The organism is Bythopirellula polymerisocia, assembly GCF_007860015.1.
Classification (GTDB): Bacteria; Planctomycetota; Planctomycetia; order Pirellulales; family Lacipirellulaceae; genus Bythopirellula; species Bythopirellula polymerisocia.
On sequence record NZ_SJPS01000003.1, the window covers coordinates 632,014 to 650,790 of the forward strand.

Consider the following 18,777-nt stretch of genomic DNA (forward strand, 5'->3'; position numbering starts at 1 on the left):
CTTCTTTCGACACTGCGATAATCCGGAGATCAGGTGATTCTGCTGCTGAGTCGTTCGTAACAATCGACATCGATTCGGCAGTGCCAGCAACTGGTAGAGAGCACCGAAAAACTCGCCAACAAGATCGCCTGAAATCGTGTCATGCCCATGAGTCAAAGTCCGAGATTCCTGTCTGCTACAAGTGATTTTAGATTGCACGATATGGATGAAAGATATTGAACAAGAGGACGCGGAGAAAACAGAGAATGTTATTGAATGCCATAAGAATCACAAAAAGACAGGAGAAGAAGAATTGACGTTGCTTAGAATTCCTAACAATTTTGGTGTCTCTAAGTGTTTTTCGTGGCTATCCAGCACTTAAATGATAGGCGACTCTGAACAAGAAACTCTGTTTCCTCCGCGTCCTCCTGTTCAAATCTTCTGAAGTTCACCGATGCTGATTATTCCAGCCTCAGGAATATCCGCAAGACAGCTGTTCTACTTTCGGGCGTCAGTTTGCTATTATACTGGCTCAATATTGCGGCTCATGAACCATACTGGCTCAGCTGTTGCTGTTCTCTGGAGAGTACTTCGATGCGACATTTTTGGATCCTTCTTCTCACCTGGCAGCTTTTTTGTAGTGGACTGATAGCAGGGGAGACAGCCGCCATTCCACCAGCCTCGTTTGGGCAGCTAAGTCCCCTGCCCTTGCCCGGCTCCCTAAGTGTTGCCGAGTACGAAAAGCAGCTTTTCGATTTTCTCAATAAACGAGAGTACAAAGCACTCGGTTGGGTCAACGATAAGCGCGTGCGAGATACCGGTCCGTATCTTAATGGAAAGTACTATGGCACCCACCCGGCGGTGTCGATCTATTATTCGCCCGAAATCATGCGTTGGTTGCTGGCTGGCAAACAGGATGCAATTCCCGATGGGACAATGATTATCAAGGAGCAGTACGAACCACCAGCCGCCCGCTACGAGGGGCTGGACGATGATGAGCTGTTTGCGCACCTCTCAAGCTGGACCGTGATGGTGAAAGATTCCCAAAGTTCACATGATGGCTGGTTCTGGAGCAATCCTGCCAAGGATCAGCAGGTGGTAGACAATCATCAATATCCGTTCGATCACCCGATCTCCGGTTTCGGCATTTACTGCGTTCGCTGCCATGCCTCTGCTCAAACGAAAGGAGCAACGAACGAATACACATTTGCATCTCTGCGGAACATCAAAGGATTCCTGGGCGAACCGCTCCTGTTTCGGATCGATGATTCCTGGCGCAAGGTGACTGACCATGAAGAACCAGTGGGTGCCGAGACGCCGGAGGACGAAAGCAATGCAGGTCTACTGATCGGCTTGGAGAAGTTAGCAGCTGATACGTCACATCCAAGGTGTAGCAACTCGCCGCATCCTGAGCTGTGCCAGCCCACGCTAAGCCAAGAGTTCCTCAAACTGTTTCCCAGCATTCCGACTCGCCAGCGTGATCAGGTCTTGCATTTCCCGCCCGAGACACACGATTGGGTAGTTCGCCGACAGGCAGCAGCACAAGACACGCAGCCCTTTGTCACGTCCAATCAATGCATGAGTTGTCATGCGGGGCTGATGGAGCCCTTTGGGCCGACGATGTTTGTTCCTACCGGCGAGAGTGCCGAATACGGTTCGGAGGGAGTACACCTTTCACCCTATGGAGAATGGCGCTGGACGCCGATGGGTTTGGCAGGCCGCGATCCAATATTTCATGCCCAGCTCGAGAGTGAGATCGAGTTAATGCGAAGTGACTTTGCTGACGATCCTGAACAGGCCAAGGAGCACGTCGACAATCTGGTCGAAACCTGTCTCACCTGCCACGGGGCAATGGGAAAGCACCAGTTCACGCTCGATCAAGGCAAATCGGCAGGGCATTTTGGCATCGAACATGTGATGCTGAAGTCGACTGATCCTGAAGCCAAAAACGCAAAGGATTGGCACTATGGCTCGCTTGCCCGCGATGGCATAAGCTGCACGATCTGCCATCAAATGCAGCCTCGTGAGCAACCAGCCGACGACCATCGGCACTACCTGGAGTTCTTCTTGGAAACGTCGATCACTGGCAATATTCACGTCGGCAACGCCAACGAATTGCACGGCCCGTTTGAGGACAAGGAGATCTCTCCTTACTCAATGGAACATGCGTTGGGCTTCAAGCCAAAATTCAATCCGTACATCAAACAATCGCAAATGTGCGGTGCGTGCCATGTCGTGAATCTGCCGATTGTCGATAAGCCGCTGGCTGAAGGCGAAGAGCCGAATGAACTGGTAGTTGCCGAGCAGAACCAACTGTTTAAGAAGTATAACCATCATGTGGAGCAGGCGACCTATCTGGAATGGCTCAACAGTGAGTATGAGAACGAATTCAATCCTGACAACCCTCAGGCCAAGACATGTCAGGATTGCCACATGGCACGCGACTATCACAACGATGATCTGGACCTGCATCTGGAAAACATCGAGACTCGCATTGCGGCAATTCAGGATGATACTTTCCCAGATGCGGAGAATCTGGTCGAGCAAAAAGAGCTCAAGATTCGCCATCGCAAGGAGGGATATGCACGTCACAATTTCCGCGGGCTGAATGTTTTTCTGCTGGAAATGTTCAACCAGTTCGACGACGTGCTGGGGGTCCGCAAGTACGATTTCATGACTGGCTCAACGCAGGATATCCCCCATGCGATCGACGACTTTCTGTATCAGGCCCGCAATGATGTGGCGACGCTGACTGTCGACGCGAAATTCGAAGGTAAGAAACTAATTGCGACGGTCGATGTGCAAAACAAGGTGGGGCATCGTTTCCCCAGCGGCGTCGGTTTCCGCCGGGCTTTTATTGAATTGCTAGTGATCGAGAAGCCAACAGAAGGCAATGGGCGAATCGTGTGGTCATCGGGTCGCACGAATGAGCTAGGGGTGTTACTTGACGCAGACGGCAAACCGCTCTCGTCAGAATTTTTTGCCGAAGATCCTGCCGCCAATGAGCAAATCTGCCAGCATCATCACGAGGTCATCACCTCGCCAAATCAAGTACAGATTTACGAAACTTTGCTACATAGCGGTAAACACCGTTACACCACGAGCTTCATTCACGGTTCGGACATCGTGAAAGATAATCGCTTGCTTCCGCGCGGATGGAAGTCAAAAGGACCGGACCCCGCGCTGCGAGGTGAATTTCTCCATGCGACCCATCCGGGCCCCGTGGCGAAAAAAGATCCCCGCTATACCGATGGTAGTGGTTCCGACGAAGTGATTTACCGCATCAAGCTACCCGCAGAGATCGACCATGAGCGATTGGAAGTGCGTGCCACGTTGTACTATCAGGCGATTCCCCCCTACTTCCTGCAGAGCCTGTTTGAAACGGCTCCGAACGGGCCGGCAACCCAGCGTTTGCACTATATTTGCAGCAATATTGACCTCCGCGGTACCCCTATCGAGAACTGGAAACTTGAAGTAACCTCTGCGACGGCGGTGGTTGATTAGCGTCAATTTGTCACTGCACAATTTCGATTCAAACCGATAAGATGGTTTACTTCAGCAGAGAACCTATTCACCTGCAGCAGTTGGACTCGTGATGCTCAATTCAGATTCTGCCACCTCACTGCTCGATCTCGAACCCACAACCAAACAGTTTCTCGAAGACGTGCTTGCCGGCTTGCGTTCTTCGCCGAAACGCTTGCCCTGCAAGTATTTTTACGATGAACGGGGTTCGCAACTGTTCGACCAGATCTGTTTGCTCGAGGAGTATTATCTTACTCGCTCTGAGGATCAGATCATCAAAGAGTTTGCCGAGGAGATGGCTGACCAGATCGGCCCGGGAGTGATGCTGGTTGAGTACGGCAGTGGCAGTAGCACCAAGACTCGTGCTTTGCTCGATAAACTCGATGACCCGGTAGCCTATGTCCCAGTGGACATCTCGCGCGAACATCTAGCTTCGACGGCCGCGCAACTCTCACGGGTTTATCCGCAGATTGAGATCTTGCCCGTCTGCGCAGATTTTACCGAGAGTTTTTCCTTGCCCGTATCGCGTCGGGTACCTACCCACAGTGCGGTGTTTTTTCCGGGCTCAACGATAGGAAACTTTGAACCCCCTGAAGCGCGGGCCATGCTGGAGCAGATCGCTGATCTGTGCGGCCGAGGAGGTGGATTGCTAATCGGCATCGACTTGCAGAAAGACGTTTCAGTGATCGAGGCGGCATACAACGACTCCCTGGGGGTGACGGCCGACTTCAACAAGAACCTCCTCGATCGAATAAATCGTGATTTGGCGGGGAACTTTGATCTCGATCAGTTTGGTCATCGGGCAGTCTATGCCGATTTGGAAGATCGCGTTGAGCTCTCCCTGGTCAGCTACTCAGAGCAGAGTGTTTCCATTGCTGATCACCTCTTTCAGTTTACCGAGGGGGAACCGATTTTTACGGAGCATTCTCACAAGTACACCATTGATGGTTTCGCTGTACTAGCTGCTCAAGTAGGATTGACCCTTCGTAAATCGTGGACTGACAAAGAGAGTCGATTCGCCGTCTTACACCTTGCCTTTCTAGATTAGGCGGAGAGGAATGATTCGAGAAATAGAACACGGATGAACGCAGATTTAGCTGATGTCCGCGGATCGAGGTGTTTTAATCTGGAGATACTTCGTCAATTTTTATCGCTTCCGGTTTGACAATTTAGGTCTATGTCGCATCCGCTTTTTTCCGCGGCCCATTTCCTTTCCCGTTGATATTGAAATCCTAGGTCTCGTCATGATCCATCTCCAACGCGTCACAAAACGCTATGGATCGCACGTGGCCGTGGATGGGATTGATTTGGATTGTCAATCAGGGAAGACGCAAGTCTTGATTGGCACCAGTGGCTGTGGGAAATCGACTTTGCTGAGGATGATGGTTGGATTGGTGAAACCTGACTCGGGCACTCTGCTTTTTGACAGTGAACCACTCCTAGCAGAGAATCTTGCAGAGATGCGCCTGCGGATCGGCTATATGATTCAAGAGGGTGGCCTCTTTCCGCACCTCACGGCCCGTGACAATGCAGCGATCATGCCCCGTTATCTTGGATGGGAGCAGGGACGAACCGCCGAGCGGCTCAAAGATTTACTCGAATTGACGCAACTTCCTGCTGGGCTCTTGGATCGGTACCCCCGGCAACTCTCAGGAGGGCAGCGACAACGAGTGAGTCTGATGCGGGCTCTCATGCTTGATCCCGATGTGCTTCTCCTGGACGAGCCGCTAGGGGATCTCGATCCGATGATCCGCGCCGAGTTGCAGCAAGACTTGCGCGCCATTTTTCGAGAGTTAGACAAAACTGTCGTCCTGGTCACGCACGACCTTGGGGAAGCAGGTTTTCTGGGTGATACCATCACTCTGCTGCGTGCGGGTAGAATTGTGCAGCAAGGACCCTTTGAGGAATTACTTAAGAATCCCGTGGATGATTTTGCCGCAAAGTTTGTTCAAGCCCAACGCCCTATGTTATCATGAAGCGTGCAATGATAATCTGCCTCGTCTTGCTCCTGCTAGCGCTGTTCCCGCGCGGATCGAAGCTGGCTGGGGTGCGGGTGGGGTCGAAAAAGTTTACCGAGTCCGTCATTTTGGGCGAAATGCTTACGCAGCTCATCCGTTCTACGGGACAACGCGCCAGCCATTTGTCCGAACTAGGAGGGACCACGCTCGTTTTCGATGCCCTCCGCCGGGGAGAAATCGACCTGTACCCTGAGTATACCGGCACCCTTATCGAAGAAATCTTTTCCGGAAAGAATGCGAAAACATTTGAAGATCTCTCTGTGCTCCTCGAGCAACAAGGAGTGTTTGTCAGCCAACCGCTGGGGTTCAACAACAGCTATGCTCTGGCCGTCACGCGTGACACGGCGGAACAATACAAGTTGACGACGATCTCTGACCTAGCGGCCCACGACGATTTACGCATGGGTTTCAGCAACGAGTTTCTGGATCGCGATGATGGCTGGAAGAATCTCCGCAAGCGCTATGGCCTGCCACAGGACGAAGTCACGGGACTGGACCATGACCTCGCCTATCGGCAATTGGAGTCGGGGACCATCGAAGTAATGGATGTCTACACGACTGATGCCCGACTCGAAGGTCTCGATCTGGTGCTGCTGGAAGACAACCGCAATTACTTTCCTCGGTATGATGCCGTGGTGCTGTTTCGCTCAGACTTGGCTAAGCGGTTTCCTGATGTTCCCAAACAAATCGCCCGACTCGAAGGAATGATCACAGCAGAAGAAATACTCGATCTCAATGCGGAGGTTGAAACAGGTACCGTCCGCGAGCCGCAGGCCGCAGCGGATTTCTTGCGCGAACAGTTCTCGCTGGATGTGGAAGTTGCAGACCCGTCTGTGGCAAGCCAAATCTGGCAGCGAACACTTGAGCATTGCGACCTCGTGCGTCGGTCGCTAATCCCTGCGATCTTTGCGGCTATTCCACTGGGAATTCTGGCGGCCAAGCGTCCTCGATTGGGTCAAGTGATTCTGGGAGTGGTAGGCATCGTGCAGACAATTCCTGCCCTGGCGCTCTTGGTTCTTTTGATCGCCCCGGTGGCTTATTTGGGACTCGACACGCTGGGTGCCGGCTCCGCTACAGCAATAGTCGCGTTGTTCCTCTATAGCCTCCTCCCGATTGTGCGAAACACGGCAACCGGGTTGACCTCGATCTCGCCCGAGTATGCCGAGTCGGCAACTGCCTTGGGACTCTCGCCCATGTTTAGATTGCTGCACATTGAATTGCCGCTCGCATCTCCTTCGATTCTGGCTGGAATTAAGACGGCCGCGATTTTGAATGTGGGGTTTGCGACGCTGGGGGCCTTGGTGGGGGCGCGTGGATATGGTCAGCCGATACTCACTGGCATCCGCCTCAACGATATGGGGCTGATCATGCAAGGGGCCATTCCGGCGGCCTGCATGGCGATCCTCTTGCAAATCCTGTTTGAAGTGGGAGAAAGGTGGTTTGTCCCCGCGGGTCTACTTCCTCAATCCACGAGCATCACTGATGTCGAACCAATCTGAAACCCTTTACCTCTCCACTAATCTGGCCGAACGTTTCGCAGCGGTCCGCCAGTTTACCGAGACACTGTGCGAAACACTCCGTCCTGAGGATTGCTGTATTCAGTCGATGCCCAACTCCAGCCCTGTGCGTTGGCACCTAGCTCACACGACATGGTTCTTCGAAACTTTTTTGTTGAAGACGGATTCGAATTATCGTTCGTACGACGAACACTACGAAGTCTTGTTCAACTCCTACTACAACTCAGTTGGTGAGCAGTTTCCACGTGCGTTACGGGGAATGCTGACTCGACCGACGGTTGCAGAGGTTTACGACTATCGGCACGAAGTGGACCGACTGGTCACCAAGTGGTTTGGTGAGGGACAGATCGACGCCGATCAGCAATTAGCCAAAGTGGTTGAGCTGGGGCTGCACCACGAACAGCAGCATCAGGAATTGATACTCACGGACGTGAAACACATGTTCTCGTTGAATCCCTTGCGGCCCAGATTCCGCGCTGGGTTGCGACCTTCTGCCAGCGATTCGCCAGCAAAGTGCGAGTGGATCCATTTTGAGGAAGGACTCTATACAATCGGCCATGTCGGCGAAGGTTTTGCCTACGACAACGAAGGACCGCAACACCGTGTTTTCCTCGAGCCGTATGCTCTGGCTAGTCGCCCTGTCACCAGCGGTGAATTCCTCGAGTTCATCTCCGAGGGGGGTTACTCTCGACCTGAATTCTGGCTCTCAGAAGGCTGGCAACAAGTGCAAGTGAACGGCTGGCATCATCCATTGTATTGGTATGAGCAGGATGGCCGGTGGCAGGAATTTACACTCTCAGGCTCCCGGCCGGTCGATTTGGCTGCCCCCGTCACGCATGTGAGTTTTTTCGAAGCGGATGCTTTTTCCCGCTGGGCCGGCGTGCGACTGCCGACTGAGGCTGAGTGGGAAGTGGCCGCTCAAGATGTCGGCATTACAGGTAACTTTGCCGACACGCTACTTTGTTCCGGACACGCAATTCACCCTAGTAGTCGATCCGTTGATGATGGTCGCCTCGCGCAGATGTTCGGCGACATCTGGGAGTGGACAGCCAGTCAGTACACAGCCTATCCGGGTTACCAACCCGCCCCAGGTGCCTTAGGCGAGTACAACGGCAAGTTCATGTGCAACCAATTCGTGCTCCGGGGCGGGTCGTGCGCGACTTCATCGAATCACATCCGCCGTACCTATCGCAACTTTTTCGCTCCAGAGGCGCGTTGGCAATTCTCGGGATTCCGGCTGGCGAAGTAATGGAGTGGGCTCGAATTCGCGCTCTGCGGCGCTGGCGCTCCGCATTGCGGCTAACATAATTCCGTTAGCCGCGACGCGACTGAAGAGTTCTGCTTGAATGAGCGGAGCGCGATTTCAATCACCGCGCCCGCCCCGTTTCTGATACGTTTCCATAACCTTTGATGGATGGGCGGCGATGAGACCTTCCTTTCGGAGTTTGTCGACGACGTCGGCGCCGAGGATCCCCTGCACTTTCATGTGCAGTTGGGGTGAATTGTGGAACAATACCCGTAACTTATCAACAGGCCAGGAGAGATACTCGGTCGGGATGCTCGTGACCACACGAGCGCTGGCGAGTTGCTCGGTGAGAAATCCCATTTCTCCGACGAACTGATGCGAGACCACTTCGGCCACGGACCGACCATCGACCTCTACCCTTCCCCGCCCGTTGGCGATGAGCATGAGCGCTGCCACGGGCTGATCCTGCTGCATCAAGACTTCGCCTTCCTTCGCTTTCTTCCATTCGGCAATCGACAATAGCTTGGTGAACTCACGCGGCTTAAGCCCCCGGAAGACCGTGCGATAGAGTCGCAACTCCTCTTCACCCAGAAAGACGGGACGACGTTCCATGATCAAGAGCGCGATTTGGATCAAGTTCACCGTGATGAAGAGCGACTGCCAAGCGATCGGCTCGTACAACGGAGTCGCACTACAACAGTAGTAGTACGGCAAGAGGCAAAACATGGCCGCCACCATCAGAATCCGGAGCCAGAGGACATCGCGGATCGAATATGCGACCAGGTAGAGGATGTTTCCCAAATGGAGAAAATTGATAACGGACATGGTCATTCCCTTGCAAACTAACGACTCAGCTGCCGCGAAAAACCCCTATCCCGCTGCGTAGGCGGGACTGACGGCGCAACAGTCGGCACCCATTATTACCCGTCCAGAGCCGGAATTCCCAGGGGAGGCGTTGTAATTCGGTGAAGTAGAGCTGCTTTGTTCGATGAGACTAAACCAGTAAAAGTCGTCAGACAGCAAAAAACGCTAAGGCTGTCCAGCCAACTACTGCCAGGAAGGCGGCTTGCAAAGCGACAGGGATTTGAGTCGTAACGTGATCCATCAGATCCGCCCCAGTACACATCGAGCTGAGAATCGTGGTGTCGGAAATCGGAGAACATTGGTCACCAAACACCCCACCGTTGAGGCACGCGGCAAAACAGATTGACATGAACAACTCCGGGTGAGCGAGATTCAGGTTGATTGAAACCGCGTGCGCCAAAGGAAGTACCAGTGGCAACGTCACTGCAAAAGTCGCCCAACTGGTGCCCGTGGAGAAGGCAATCACCACGGCGATCAAGAACGCAGTGCCGGGCAGCAGCCAATGCCACTGGAGTGCCCCCAACAGCGAAACTAGATAGCGTCCCCCGCCAACATCCTGCGAGAGTTGGCCAATAGTAATTGCCAAAAGCAGGATCACACTGCCGAGGATGACGCCCTTCTGCCCCTCTAAAATGGCCGTGATAATCTGGCGGAGATTCATTCCTTTGAGCCAAGCCATCACAGCCGCAAGCATTAGCGCAGCACCGAAAGCCCAGAGAACTTTGGGTGAACCGTAGAAGTAATAAGTACCCACCGCGACCCCCAGCAAGGTAATCAAAGGCAAGACGAAATCCAAGATATGGGGGGGGTAACCAATCGGGACGAATTTGTATCCTGGATCATCTCCTGCCAAGGGCTCGGCGGTGGGGGAATTCAGTTCACCTGTCTCTCTGGCTCGTTGGCGAGCGGCCTTGAGCTTCCTCGGCATGAAAGGATGCTTTTCAATTGCGATCAGAAAAGTAAACAGGACAGAGAAGATCGCGTAGAAGCTCAAGGGAATGGATTGGAAGAAAAAAGCGACCCGATCCGTCTCGGTTGCCAGATAGGAGACTCCCACGACACCCATGAACGCCTGCACGTAGATTGGCCAGGCATTGAAGGCTAACAGAATGGCAATCGGCGACGAGGTGGCATCGACGATAAGCGAAAGTTCCTCATGAGAGACTTTTTCCTCGTCAGCAAGCGGGCGGACTGTCGTGCCGACCAGCACGGCACTGATCGTGCCTCCCTGAAAGAAGACGACACCCAGCATCCAGGCCACGAGCTTGGCGGTGCGAGGTCCGCGGACGAAGTGGGCCGCCATGTAATCTGCAAATGCCTCCGAGGCGCCTGTCGTGGCCCAGATTCCCATCAGCCCTCCCAGTAGCCAAAGATATAAGACAAGAATCGTGGCTGCCGTGGGAGTACCAATCGAGGGAATGAGCACTGAGTCCAAAACATTAAACTCGCCAATCAGCATCGCGCCGACAACGATTCCCGCTGATAGTGACGAAATTGGCTCCTTTGTCATCCAACAGAGAACGATTGCCGTCAGAGCTGGCAAGAAGGACCAGAATCCCCAATGCCGATAGGCGAACTGCTGAAAGTATTGTTTCTCCTGATCTCCCCCTGCTTGAGGTTGTTCATAGACGAACTGCTGGACCGACTTCGGCGTGCCTCCTTCTCTATGCAAAGCCAACAACTTTTTGACTGTTAGCGGTGAATCAGCCAATGGAATAGCCATATCAACGCCAACCTGTTTACCACCGAGTACGACAAACTGGTTACCAAGGTTATCGGTCTCGACGCCAACCTGTTCACCACCGAGTACGACAAACTGGTTACCGAGGCCATCGGTCTCGACCTTCAGAGGGGTTTGTTCGACCGTCCAGGTTGGTGGTGTGCGAACGCCAACGATGATGGCAGCGACAAATGCCAGGAGGAAAACCCACAAAGCCGGGCTCTTGAATTGGCTAGCTCCCCACGACATCGGCGTTAGCTTCCTGGAATAGTGATTTAGATTACGAACGACAGCAGCTCATCTTAATCTTTATCTGAGAACCCGGAAGCCCATTGGCAACGCCCCGCCAGAGGAATCCACGGGAAAGCTCTCGCTGACCTCTCCCCGAAGTGCCAGGGGTGAGCGGACAAACTTTCCAACCAGCATTGTAACCGGTGGGTATCAGCCGCTACGATCTGCATTGTTCATTCGCGATGTATCAACTCTTTTGCAAGGAATAATACATGCCGGCAGTGGAGTCCGACGGCCAGGAAAAGAAATTCGGGGCGTTTGGAGGTGTTTTCACCCCGTGCACGCTCACGATCTTGGGCGTCATTATGTTCCTGCGGTTTGGCCAGGTGGTCGGACAAGCAGGATTCTACTCTGCGATAGCCATTGTCCTCGCGTCGAAAGTAATCACCACGCTCACGAGCCTCTCGCTATCTGCTATCGCCTCTAATACGCGGGTCCGCGGCGGAGGTGCTTACTACATCATCAGCCGTAGCCTCGGGGTAGAATTCGGCGGGGCGATTGGCATAGTCTTCTTTCTTGCACAAGCCATCTCGGTAGCCATGTATGTCATCGGATTTACCGAGGCCCTAGTGAGCACGTTTCCTTCACTCACGGAAAAATCGTTGGCCATTGCGACCTTTGTCAACATCGTAACCTTTGCATGTGTCTACATTGGTGCAGGATGGACGATCAAGGTGCAGTATGGAATTCTCGCCGTGCTGGGGGCTGCCTTGGTCTCGTTCTATGTGGGAACAGCCAACAGCTTTTCCTTGAGCGTTCTCAAAGAGAACCTCTTGCCCCACTATACCGAGGGAGAGAATTTCTTTACGATCTTTGCCCTCTTCTTCCCCGCGGTCACAGGCATCATGGCGGGGGCCAATATGTCGGGCGATCTGAAGAACCCGGCACACTCAATTCCCCGAGGTACATTGGCTGCGGTGGCCGTCACGGCCGTTGTCTATCTTTCCCAAGCTTTTCTGTTGGCGGGGGTTAGTACCCACGAAGAACTGATAACCAATAATCTGATTGTTCGTGCAGTCTCCCGCTGGCCTATGCTCATAACGGCTGGTGTGTTTGCAGCGACGCTTTCAAGTGCCTTGGGTTCGATGATGGGTGCGCCACGAATCATGCAGGCCTTTGCCCGCGACGAGATCTTCCCGTGGTTTAATTTCTTCGGGGCGGCCAGTGGCAAGTCGAACGAACCACGGCGGGCCACAGTGCTGACATTTGTGATTGCCCAGTGCTGTGTGCTCTTGGGTGATCTCAATGCTATCGCCCCGATTATCACTATGTTTTTCATGATTACCTACGGTCTGCTGAACCTGGCCACCTTCTACGAAGCAGTCACCAAGAATCCCAGCTATCGCCCGACATTTCGGTATTGCCACTGGTCCCTATCGCTGTTGGGTGCGATAGGGTGTCTCGGGGTCATGTTGCTCATCAACTGGGCTGTGGCATTGAGCTCGATCGTGGTGATGGCCGCAATTTATGGCTCGATCCAGTATCGCGAGATTGAAGCGCGGTGGGGAGATCTGCAGGGTGGCGTTGCCTTCGAGCGCGCCAGACGGGCACTACTGCGGCTCGAAGATACTGCTTACCACCCCAAGAACTGGCGGCCAGTGGTGCTCGCCTTGTCGAGCAGCGCCTGGAACCGGCCACACCTGGCGATCTATGGCGAATGGCTCACCTCAGGGCACGGCGTCCTAACCCTCGCTCAGGTAGTTTGTGGAGACGTTGAAGACCATGCCGAACGGCGTGATAGCTACGAACGCGCTCTACGCAAGTTCATTGAAAAAGAAGAGCTGCAAGCCTTCTCGGCTGTGGTGGTCGGTACCTATCTTTCCGATGGCATCGAAGCGCTTGTACAGTGTCATGGTATCGGTGGACTCAAGCCCAATACAGTCCTCATTGGCTGGCCCAAGACGGAAACCAAGTCCGAGGCGTTCTGTGCAACGTTGCGGTTGCTGGCCAGGCTACAGCGCAGCGTGATCTGTGCGCGACTGCTATTAGATGAGGAAGTTCCCGATGGCCAACACGCCGCCGAAGATCGAGAAGCGATGCTGGCCGAGGCGTGGGAGATCCCCGAAGGGACAATCGATGTCTGGTGGCGTGGAATGAAGAATGGCGCCTTGATGATGCTCCTGGCGCATATGTTGCAGCAGAACCCCGATTGGCGGCATAAGACGATCCGAGTTCTACGAATCGTGCCCCATGAAGATGCAGTCGATGAAGTCCGCGAGCACATCATACAACTGGCTGCCACTTCACGGATTCGCGTCGAGCCCGTCGTGCAAGTCGCCGAAAATATCCCCCAGGTAATCCAATCGACCTCAGCGAATGCCGCCGTCGTACTGCTGGGATTTGAAGCCCCCGCGGAGGGCGAAGAGGCTGACTTCTACTGTCGAATGGAAACCATGGTCGGTGAACTTCCCCGAGTGCTCTTCGTGGATAGCGCTGGTGGGATGGAGCTAGATTCGTAGCTCCCAAGGGGCTGGGTCCTATCCCACCTTAATTTCGCTGGGTATCAGTTCCTTCATACCGGTCGCAAGCTCGCTGCGGCTAAAAAAACCTCCTTAGATGAACCGGTGAAATCGGCCCTAAAGCCTTGCAGGAAATAGGGTTGCGAACAATATTGCGAGAATGCCTGAAAACCGAGGGGAGTTTTTTTCTGATTCTCGATACCAGATAATGCGGCCCGGCGCCTTACCTATATACTGAGGCGAACTTTTCTAAGTGGGAACTGTATACGTGCCAGACAGCCAGCCCGAATTCGATCATACGAACGAGAATATAGCGACCCCGGCTGACCGCCGGCGTGATGCGTTTGCGCGGTTGTTTGCCAAGCATGATCGTTGGTTGTACGCGTATTTAGTGACGCTACTTGGAAACACGGCCCATGCTGAAGAGGTTTTTCAGGAAGTCTGTGTTATTTTGTGGCGCGAGTATGAGAAATTTGAACTTGGAACCGATTTCGTGAAATGGGTGGCGGTCATTGCACACAATCAAGTGCGTAGATTCCGCCGCCAAAGCAAGCGTGTCGGCTTTCAGGTCAACGAAGTGGCATTTGATTTGTTGGCATCCGAGGCCGTAGAGAGAGTAGACCTGTTTGATTGCCGCCGCGATGCGCTCAGGCGTTGTTTATCAAAGTTGTCACCTTCGGATCGCTCGCTGGTCCAGCAGTGTTACGAAGAAGATAAGGTTAACTTTAAGGCAACCGCCCAAAAACTGGGCCGACCAGAAAATACCGTCTACAAAGCTCTGAATCGGATTCGACGCGTATTGTATGAATGCATCAATCGAACATTGGTATCTGAAGGCTTGACATGATTGGTGATAAGGACCTATCGAACGCTGACAAGCAGAGGCTATTGCAAGTCCTGGGGGACTTGTGCAATGGCCAGCTTAATGCGCTCGACGAACCGTGGCTGCAAGACCTGCTCACCGAGAACGCTTCAGCCCGCGCCGTGTACATCGACTACTTGGAATTGGATGCTTCCCTTACTGCCGAAGGAATAACGCTTGCCGACCAAGACATGACTTCGGCGGATGCTTCGATAACAACAGCGGCTCACGACCTAGCAAACTTTTCTAGCAGTTCTGCCGTTTCGACGGGACGTAGTGGAATCGCCTCTTTCTGGCGGAAGTTGCCGTCGTGGGCAGTGGCGGCAACGCTTTTTGGAATCGCCTTGTTCTCCAGTGCGACTACCTTGGGATTGATTTCTCTGCTGAAGAGCACCGATTCTCAAGTCGCGGTTGCCTCCGCACAAGTGGTTGCGCGAATTACTGGTACTCAAAACAGTCTATGGCGACACGAAGAGACTCACCCGATTGGATACGGCTCGGAGCTTGTTGCAGGGCAAGAACTCGAACTCATAGAAGGGCTGGCTGAAATCACGTTCAATGACGGGGCAACCGTCTTGCTCGAGAGCCCAGCCCGATTCCTGGTGAAGGCACCGCATGAAGTCCGACTTGAAGAAGGACGCATGGCGGCAGTCGTTCCTGCCCAGTCACACGGGTTTCGAGTCCATACGCGGAACCTTGATATTTTCGATGCTGGTACCGAGTTTGGGTTGATGGCCCGACAATCGGGGGCGGCCGAGTTACATGTTTTTAATGGTGCGGTAAGGGCCGATATCTTGGACTCCACGGGCAAGGCTCTGCGGCGGTTGGAACTCAATGCTTCAGAAGCAGCTCGAGTGAATCCGGTTTCCACAACCGTGGCGGAATTCCCTGCCGACAAGGCGGCCTTTGTGTGCAGCCTGGAACCAACCACCGGCCCGCGAGATGGCTTATTGGCCTACGAGGGGTTTGATTATCCCGCAGGTCCACTCGATGCCCAGAATGGCGGCTATGGTTGGGCGGGACCCTGGTTTGGTATCGCCGCTGATAGCAAGGCCGGGCCGGACTCCAATGGTGTTGCCGTTGGAAGCCTGACATCCAAGGGAATCGTCCCGATGGGCAATAGGGCGGTGCAGACGGCACAGCAAAATCGTATCCGTCGCACGTTGGCAACTTCCATTGGCAGCGTGTTCGATGCAGCGGGCTTGGTCGAAGATCAGGATAGTGTCCGCCTCGTCGGGCGCGATGGCAAACGAGTTTACATCAGCTTTATCCAGCGCGTCTCGAAAGTCTCTGATTCCTCAGCTGAGTTTTACGGTCTTGAGCTGCATCGTGCCGATGGCAACGTCAATCGTGTGCTCTCGATTGGCAATGGTGCCGAGGATACTCTCTACGGTGCCACCTCTAACTACAACGTATATGGGGCGGGCAATTTCCCGACATTGGGCGTCGAAGACACCGAGGCAAACCTTTACGTAGTTAAGATCACCTTTGGCGTCGAGAACCACGATGTCGTGGAGGTGTATCGCAATCCCGAGTCGCTGCGGGACGAACAAGCCTCGATTGTCGATGCGGAGCTGCATGGCAACTTTGCCTTTGATCGCATCGGCATCGCCAGCTTCCACGGCAGTAAGATTCACGAGATCGACGAAATTCACGTCGGAACCCATTACTTGGCTGTCACAGGACGGTGGGGTGGCAAGCGTGGGCTGCAACGCCAGGGCATGGTGCAGTTACAGCAAGAACATCGGCAGCCTGGAGTGCTAACGAGGTGGACGGGGCAGAATTATGGTCGCATGGGCTTGGCGACCCTTTTTTCCGGCTACTAATCAATTAACTTAATGCAAGACATTCGCTAACTTTTCAAGTAGATTCCCCTATGAGAGTGACAAAATTCGTTGCCATTGGCAGTGATTGTGAGAACAATGGAAGAGTGTAACTATTTCGGTGAAGTGACGTATTCTCGGCTTGCTCAGAAAACTGAGTATGCCGTGCTACCCAACTTTCTTGTTGATTGTTTTCTTTTTTTGGGGAGAACCCCCGGAGGTGGAGTAATGAGACGACTTCTTTGTTTGGCCATTGTTTGTTCGATGGCCGCACCTGCATCCGCTGCTCCAACAGTGGACGGCACTCGCGATGCGGCCTATGGCTCAGCACTAGCTGTTCAAACTTTGCAGACTCAATTCGGCGATAATATGGACCCGAACGGATTCAGCAACGAGGGGGAACTCGATGCAGGTTACGCCACGATAAGTGGTGGCCGACTTTATGTGATGCTGACTGGCAATGTTGGAGCCAACTTCAATAAAGCAACTGTTTTTATTGACTCCAAGCCAGGTGGTGAAAACGTATTGTCGAATCTCCCGAATTACGATGGTGGAGTAAGTCAAAACTTTGGTGGTTTGACTTTCGATGCCGGCTTTGAGGCTGACTACCATGTTTTCGGTCGGTGGGGTGGTGGAGCATTTGAAGTTGACATCGTCGATCGCGCAGGCGGCACCTGCACCAACAATTGTGCCGGAGACTTTGGTGCCGCGACTGTTGGTTCAGGGACAGGGATCCAGAGCGGTTCGGCATTTGGAAATGGCAATGGAACTACATCCTATTTAAGTTCACCATTAGAATTCGGTTTCAATAACACGAATGTCCTTGGCGTCACAGGGGGTACAGCTGCTTCAGATCCAGTCGCAGCAGCTGCCGTGGCTACAGGCTTTGAATTTTCTGTTGCTCTTTCCGACATCGGCAGTCCCGTTTTTGGCGACTTGATTAAGATCCATGCCGTCTATGGCAATGGTGACAACAACTTCCACTCCAATCAGGTGTTGGCCGGTCTACCACAGGATCTTATGAACGGAGTCGCCACGGGCACAGGAAATCTAGGAGGAGATGGAAACGGTGGTTTTACCGGGAATCTAAGTGGCATTAACTTTGCCAATTTAGCTGGCGATCAGTTCTTCAGCATCCGAGTGGTCCCCGAACCCACCTCAATGGCCTTGGTTGGCTTGGCAATGTTTGGTCTCGTCCTCGGACGCGGCCGCAGAAGTTAGGAGTTACGAGCCACGAGTTTCGAGATTCGAGTGAGCAACTCGCTACCCGTAACTCACAACTCGCAACTATTGAATCCTTGTTTGTTGGTCAATCGCCGTCCTCGCACACCCTTGCTCCCCCGGCAGGGCGTGCGGGCGGCGTTTGCCAGCCTTTTCAAAAATGGACTCTTGAACGAATTCCAAAGGAAACTCGTTATGAATGCACATCGCTCTCGCAGGCAAACCGGCTTTACCCTCGTAGAACTCTTGGTGGTGATCGCCATCATCGGGGTCCTGGTGGCACTCTTGTTGCCAGCGGTGCAAGCAGCGCGCGAAGCGGCGCGGCGGATGAGCTGCGCGAATAATTTAAAGAACATTGGTTTGGCTTGTATCAATTTCAATGACACAGCGAAACACTTACCAGTGAGCATTAGTCGTTGGCAGGAGGACGTTGATATCAACGGCACGTGGATTGGTCCAACAAATGGTAAGATGGCTGAAAGCAATGGCGGCCCTGGATACAACGGTAAAGGTTGGATTGTGGATATCTTGCCTCAGATTGAACAGGGTGCAATGTATGAGACTATCAACTCAAACAACAAAGGCGGCTTTGGAATCAATGGACCCTTTGGGAATGGAATGGGCAAACCTGTCTTGAGTGAATTGATGACGAAGCAGTTGCCAATTATTACGTGTCCTTCGGATGCTTCCGCTGTTCCAAGTGATCAGCAATGGCACTGGCCAAACCGACTCACTGCAACTACCAGCTACAAAGGTTGCATCGGTGATACAGCTGTAACTGATGGAAATCACAAGGGGGATGTGAACGCCAGTCAATACACAGGGTTTCCCGGTTTCGGTTCAGGACCGGATTGTCACAATACCGTGGAATGCAATGGATTGATATGGAGGGGGAATTATTTCAATCCTGTTGAACTAAAGTCCATCACCGATGGTACGAGTAATACCATCATGGTCGGTGAATCAGTCGTAGACCAAGACTATCATTCTGCAGCGTACTTTGCTGATGGTAGCTGGGCATCCGCTGGAGTTCCGCTGAATTTCTTTCGTCTGGGTACTTCACCTGAGGACATCAAAAACGTCGACTGGTTCGATATGCGTGGGTTCAAGAGCCTCCACCCGGGGGGAGCGCAGTTTGTGATGGCCGACGGTTCGGTGCATTTCATCCAAGAGTCCATTGATGGAAGAACTTACCGAGGCCTGGCAACTCGCGACGGTGGCGAAGTTGTCTCTTTGTCGAATTAACGGATTCCTT

12 protein-coding genes are annotated in these 18,777 nt (G+C 53.3%); 10 read left to right on the forward strand and 2 right to left on the reverse strand.

Going from position 1 to position 18,777, the window contains the following annotated elements; translation table 11 throughout:
- The first annotated feature begins 573 nt into the window (after positions 1-573).
- From Pla144_RS12060 to egtB, 5 genes are all read left to right on the forward strand, one after another.
- On the forward strand, positions 574-3,483 hold the full coding sequence (locus Pla144_RS12060) for a cytochrome P460 family protein (RefSeq protein WP_146450919.1): 2,910 nt from the start codon (positions 574-576) through the stop codon (positions 3,481-3,483).
- Between the two features lie 91 nt (positions 3,484-3,574).
- Positions 3,575-4,549, forward strand: coding sequence for an L-histidine N(alpha)-methyltransferase (egtD, locus tag Pla144_RS12065; protein WP_146451078.1), 975 nt, complete (start codon positions 3,575-3,577; stop codon positions 4,547-4,549).
- 196 nt (positions 4,550-4,745) lie between these two features.
- Positions 4,746-5,477 (forward strand): ATP-binding cassette domain-containing protein, encoded by a 732-nt coding sequence (locus Pla144_RS12070; protein ID WP_146450920.1) that lies wholly within the window; start codon positions 4,746-4,748, stop codon positions 5,475-5,477.
- 8 nt (positions 5,478-5,485) lie between these two features.
- A complete protein-coding gene (locus Pla144_RS12075; RefSeq protein ID WP_197530620.1) occupies positions 5,486-7,018 on the forward strand; it encodes a glycine betaine ABC transporter substrate-binding protein in 1,533 nt (510 codons plus the stop codon).
- Positions 7,002-8,285 carry an ergothioneine biosynthesis protein EgtB gene (egtB, locus tag Pla144_RS12080; RefSeq protein ID WP_146450922.1) on the forward strand — a complete coding sequence of 428 codons (1,284 nt, stop codon included), beginning with the start codon at positions 7,002-7,004 and terminating at the stop codon, positions 8,283-8,285. The genes Pla144_RS12075 and egtB overlap by 17 nt, the downstream gene beginning before the upstream one ends.
- Before the next feature lie 114 nt (positions 8,286-8,399).
- Here egtB and Pla144_RS12085 read toward each other — a convergent pair whose 3' ends face one another.
- Positions 8,400-9,107, reverse strand: a complete 708-nt coding sequence (locus tag Pla144_RS12085) for a cyclic nucleotide-binding domain-containing protein (protein ID WP_197530621.1) — start codon at positions 9,105-9,107, stop codon at positions 8,400-8,402.
- A gap of 187 nt (positions 9,108-9,294) precedes the next feature.
- Positions 9,295-11,115, reverse strand: a complete 1,821-nt coding sequence (locus Pla144_RS12090) for a Na+/H+ antiporter NhaC family protein (RefSeq protein WP_146450924.1) — start codon at positions 11,113-11,115, stop codon at positions 9,295-9,297.
- A gap of 254 nt (positions 11,116-11,369) precedes the next feature.
- Here Pla144_RS12090 and Pla144_RS12095 point away from each other — a divergent pair, with 254 nt between their 5' ends.
- The 5 genes from Pla144_RS12095 (at position 11,370) to Pla144_RS12115 (ending at position 18,767) form a co-directional block, all read left to right on the forward strand.
- Positions 11,370-13,616 (forward strand): amino acid permease, encoded by a 2,247-nt coding sequence (locus tag Pla144_RS12095; RefSeq protein ID WP_146450925.1) that lies wholly within the window; start codon positions 11,370-11,372, stop codon positions 13,614-13,616.
- Between the two features lie 268 nt (positions 13,617-13,884).
- A complete protein-coding gene (locus tag Pla144_RS12100) occupies positions 13,885-14,463 on the forward strand; it encodes a sigma-70 family RNA polymerase sigma factor (RefSeq protein WP_197530622.1) in 579 nt (192 codons plus the stop codon).
- On the forward strand, positions 14,460-16,304 hold the full coding sequence (locus tag Pla144_RS12105) for a FecR domain-containing protein (RefSeq protein ID WP_146450927.1): 1,845 nt from the start codon (positions 14,460-14,462) through the stop codon (positions 16,302-16,304). Before Pla144_RS12100 ends, Pla144_RS12105 begins: the two co-directional genes overlap by 4 nt.
- A 225-nt stretch (positions 16,305-16,529) precedes the next feature.
- Entirely contained in the window at positions 16,530-17,522 is a 993-nt protein-coding gene (locus Pla144_RS12110) for a PEP-CTERM sorting domain-containing protein (protein ID WP_197530623.1), read from the forward strand.
- 195 nt (positions 17,523-17,717) lie between these two features.
- Positions 17,718-18,767 (forward strand): DUF1559 domain-containing protein, encoded by a 1,050-nt coding sequence (locus Pla144_RS12115; protein ID WP_146450929.1) that lies wholly within the window; start codon positions 17,718-17,720, stop codon positions 18,765-18,767.
- The last annotated feature ends 10 nt before the right edge of the window (positions 18,768-18,777 follow it).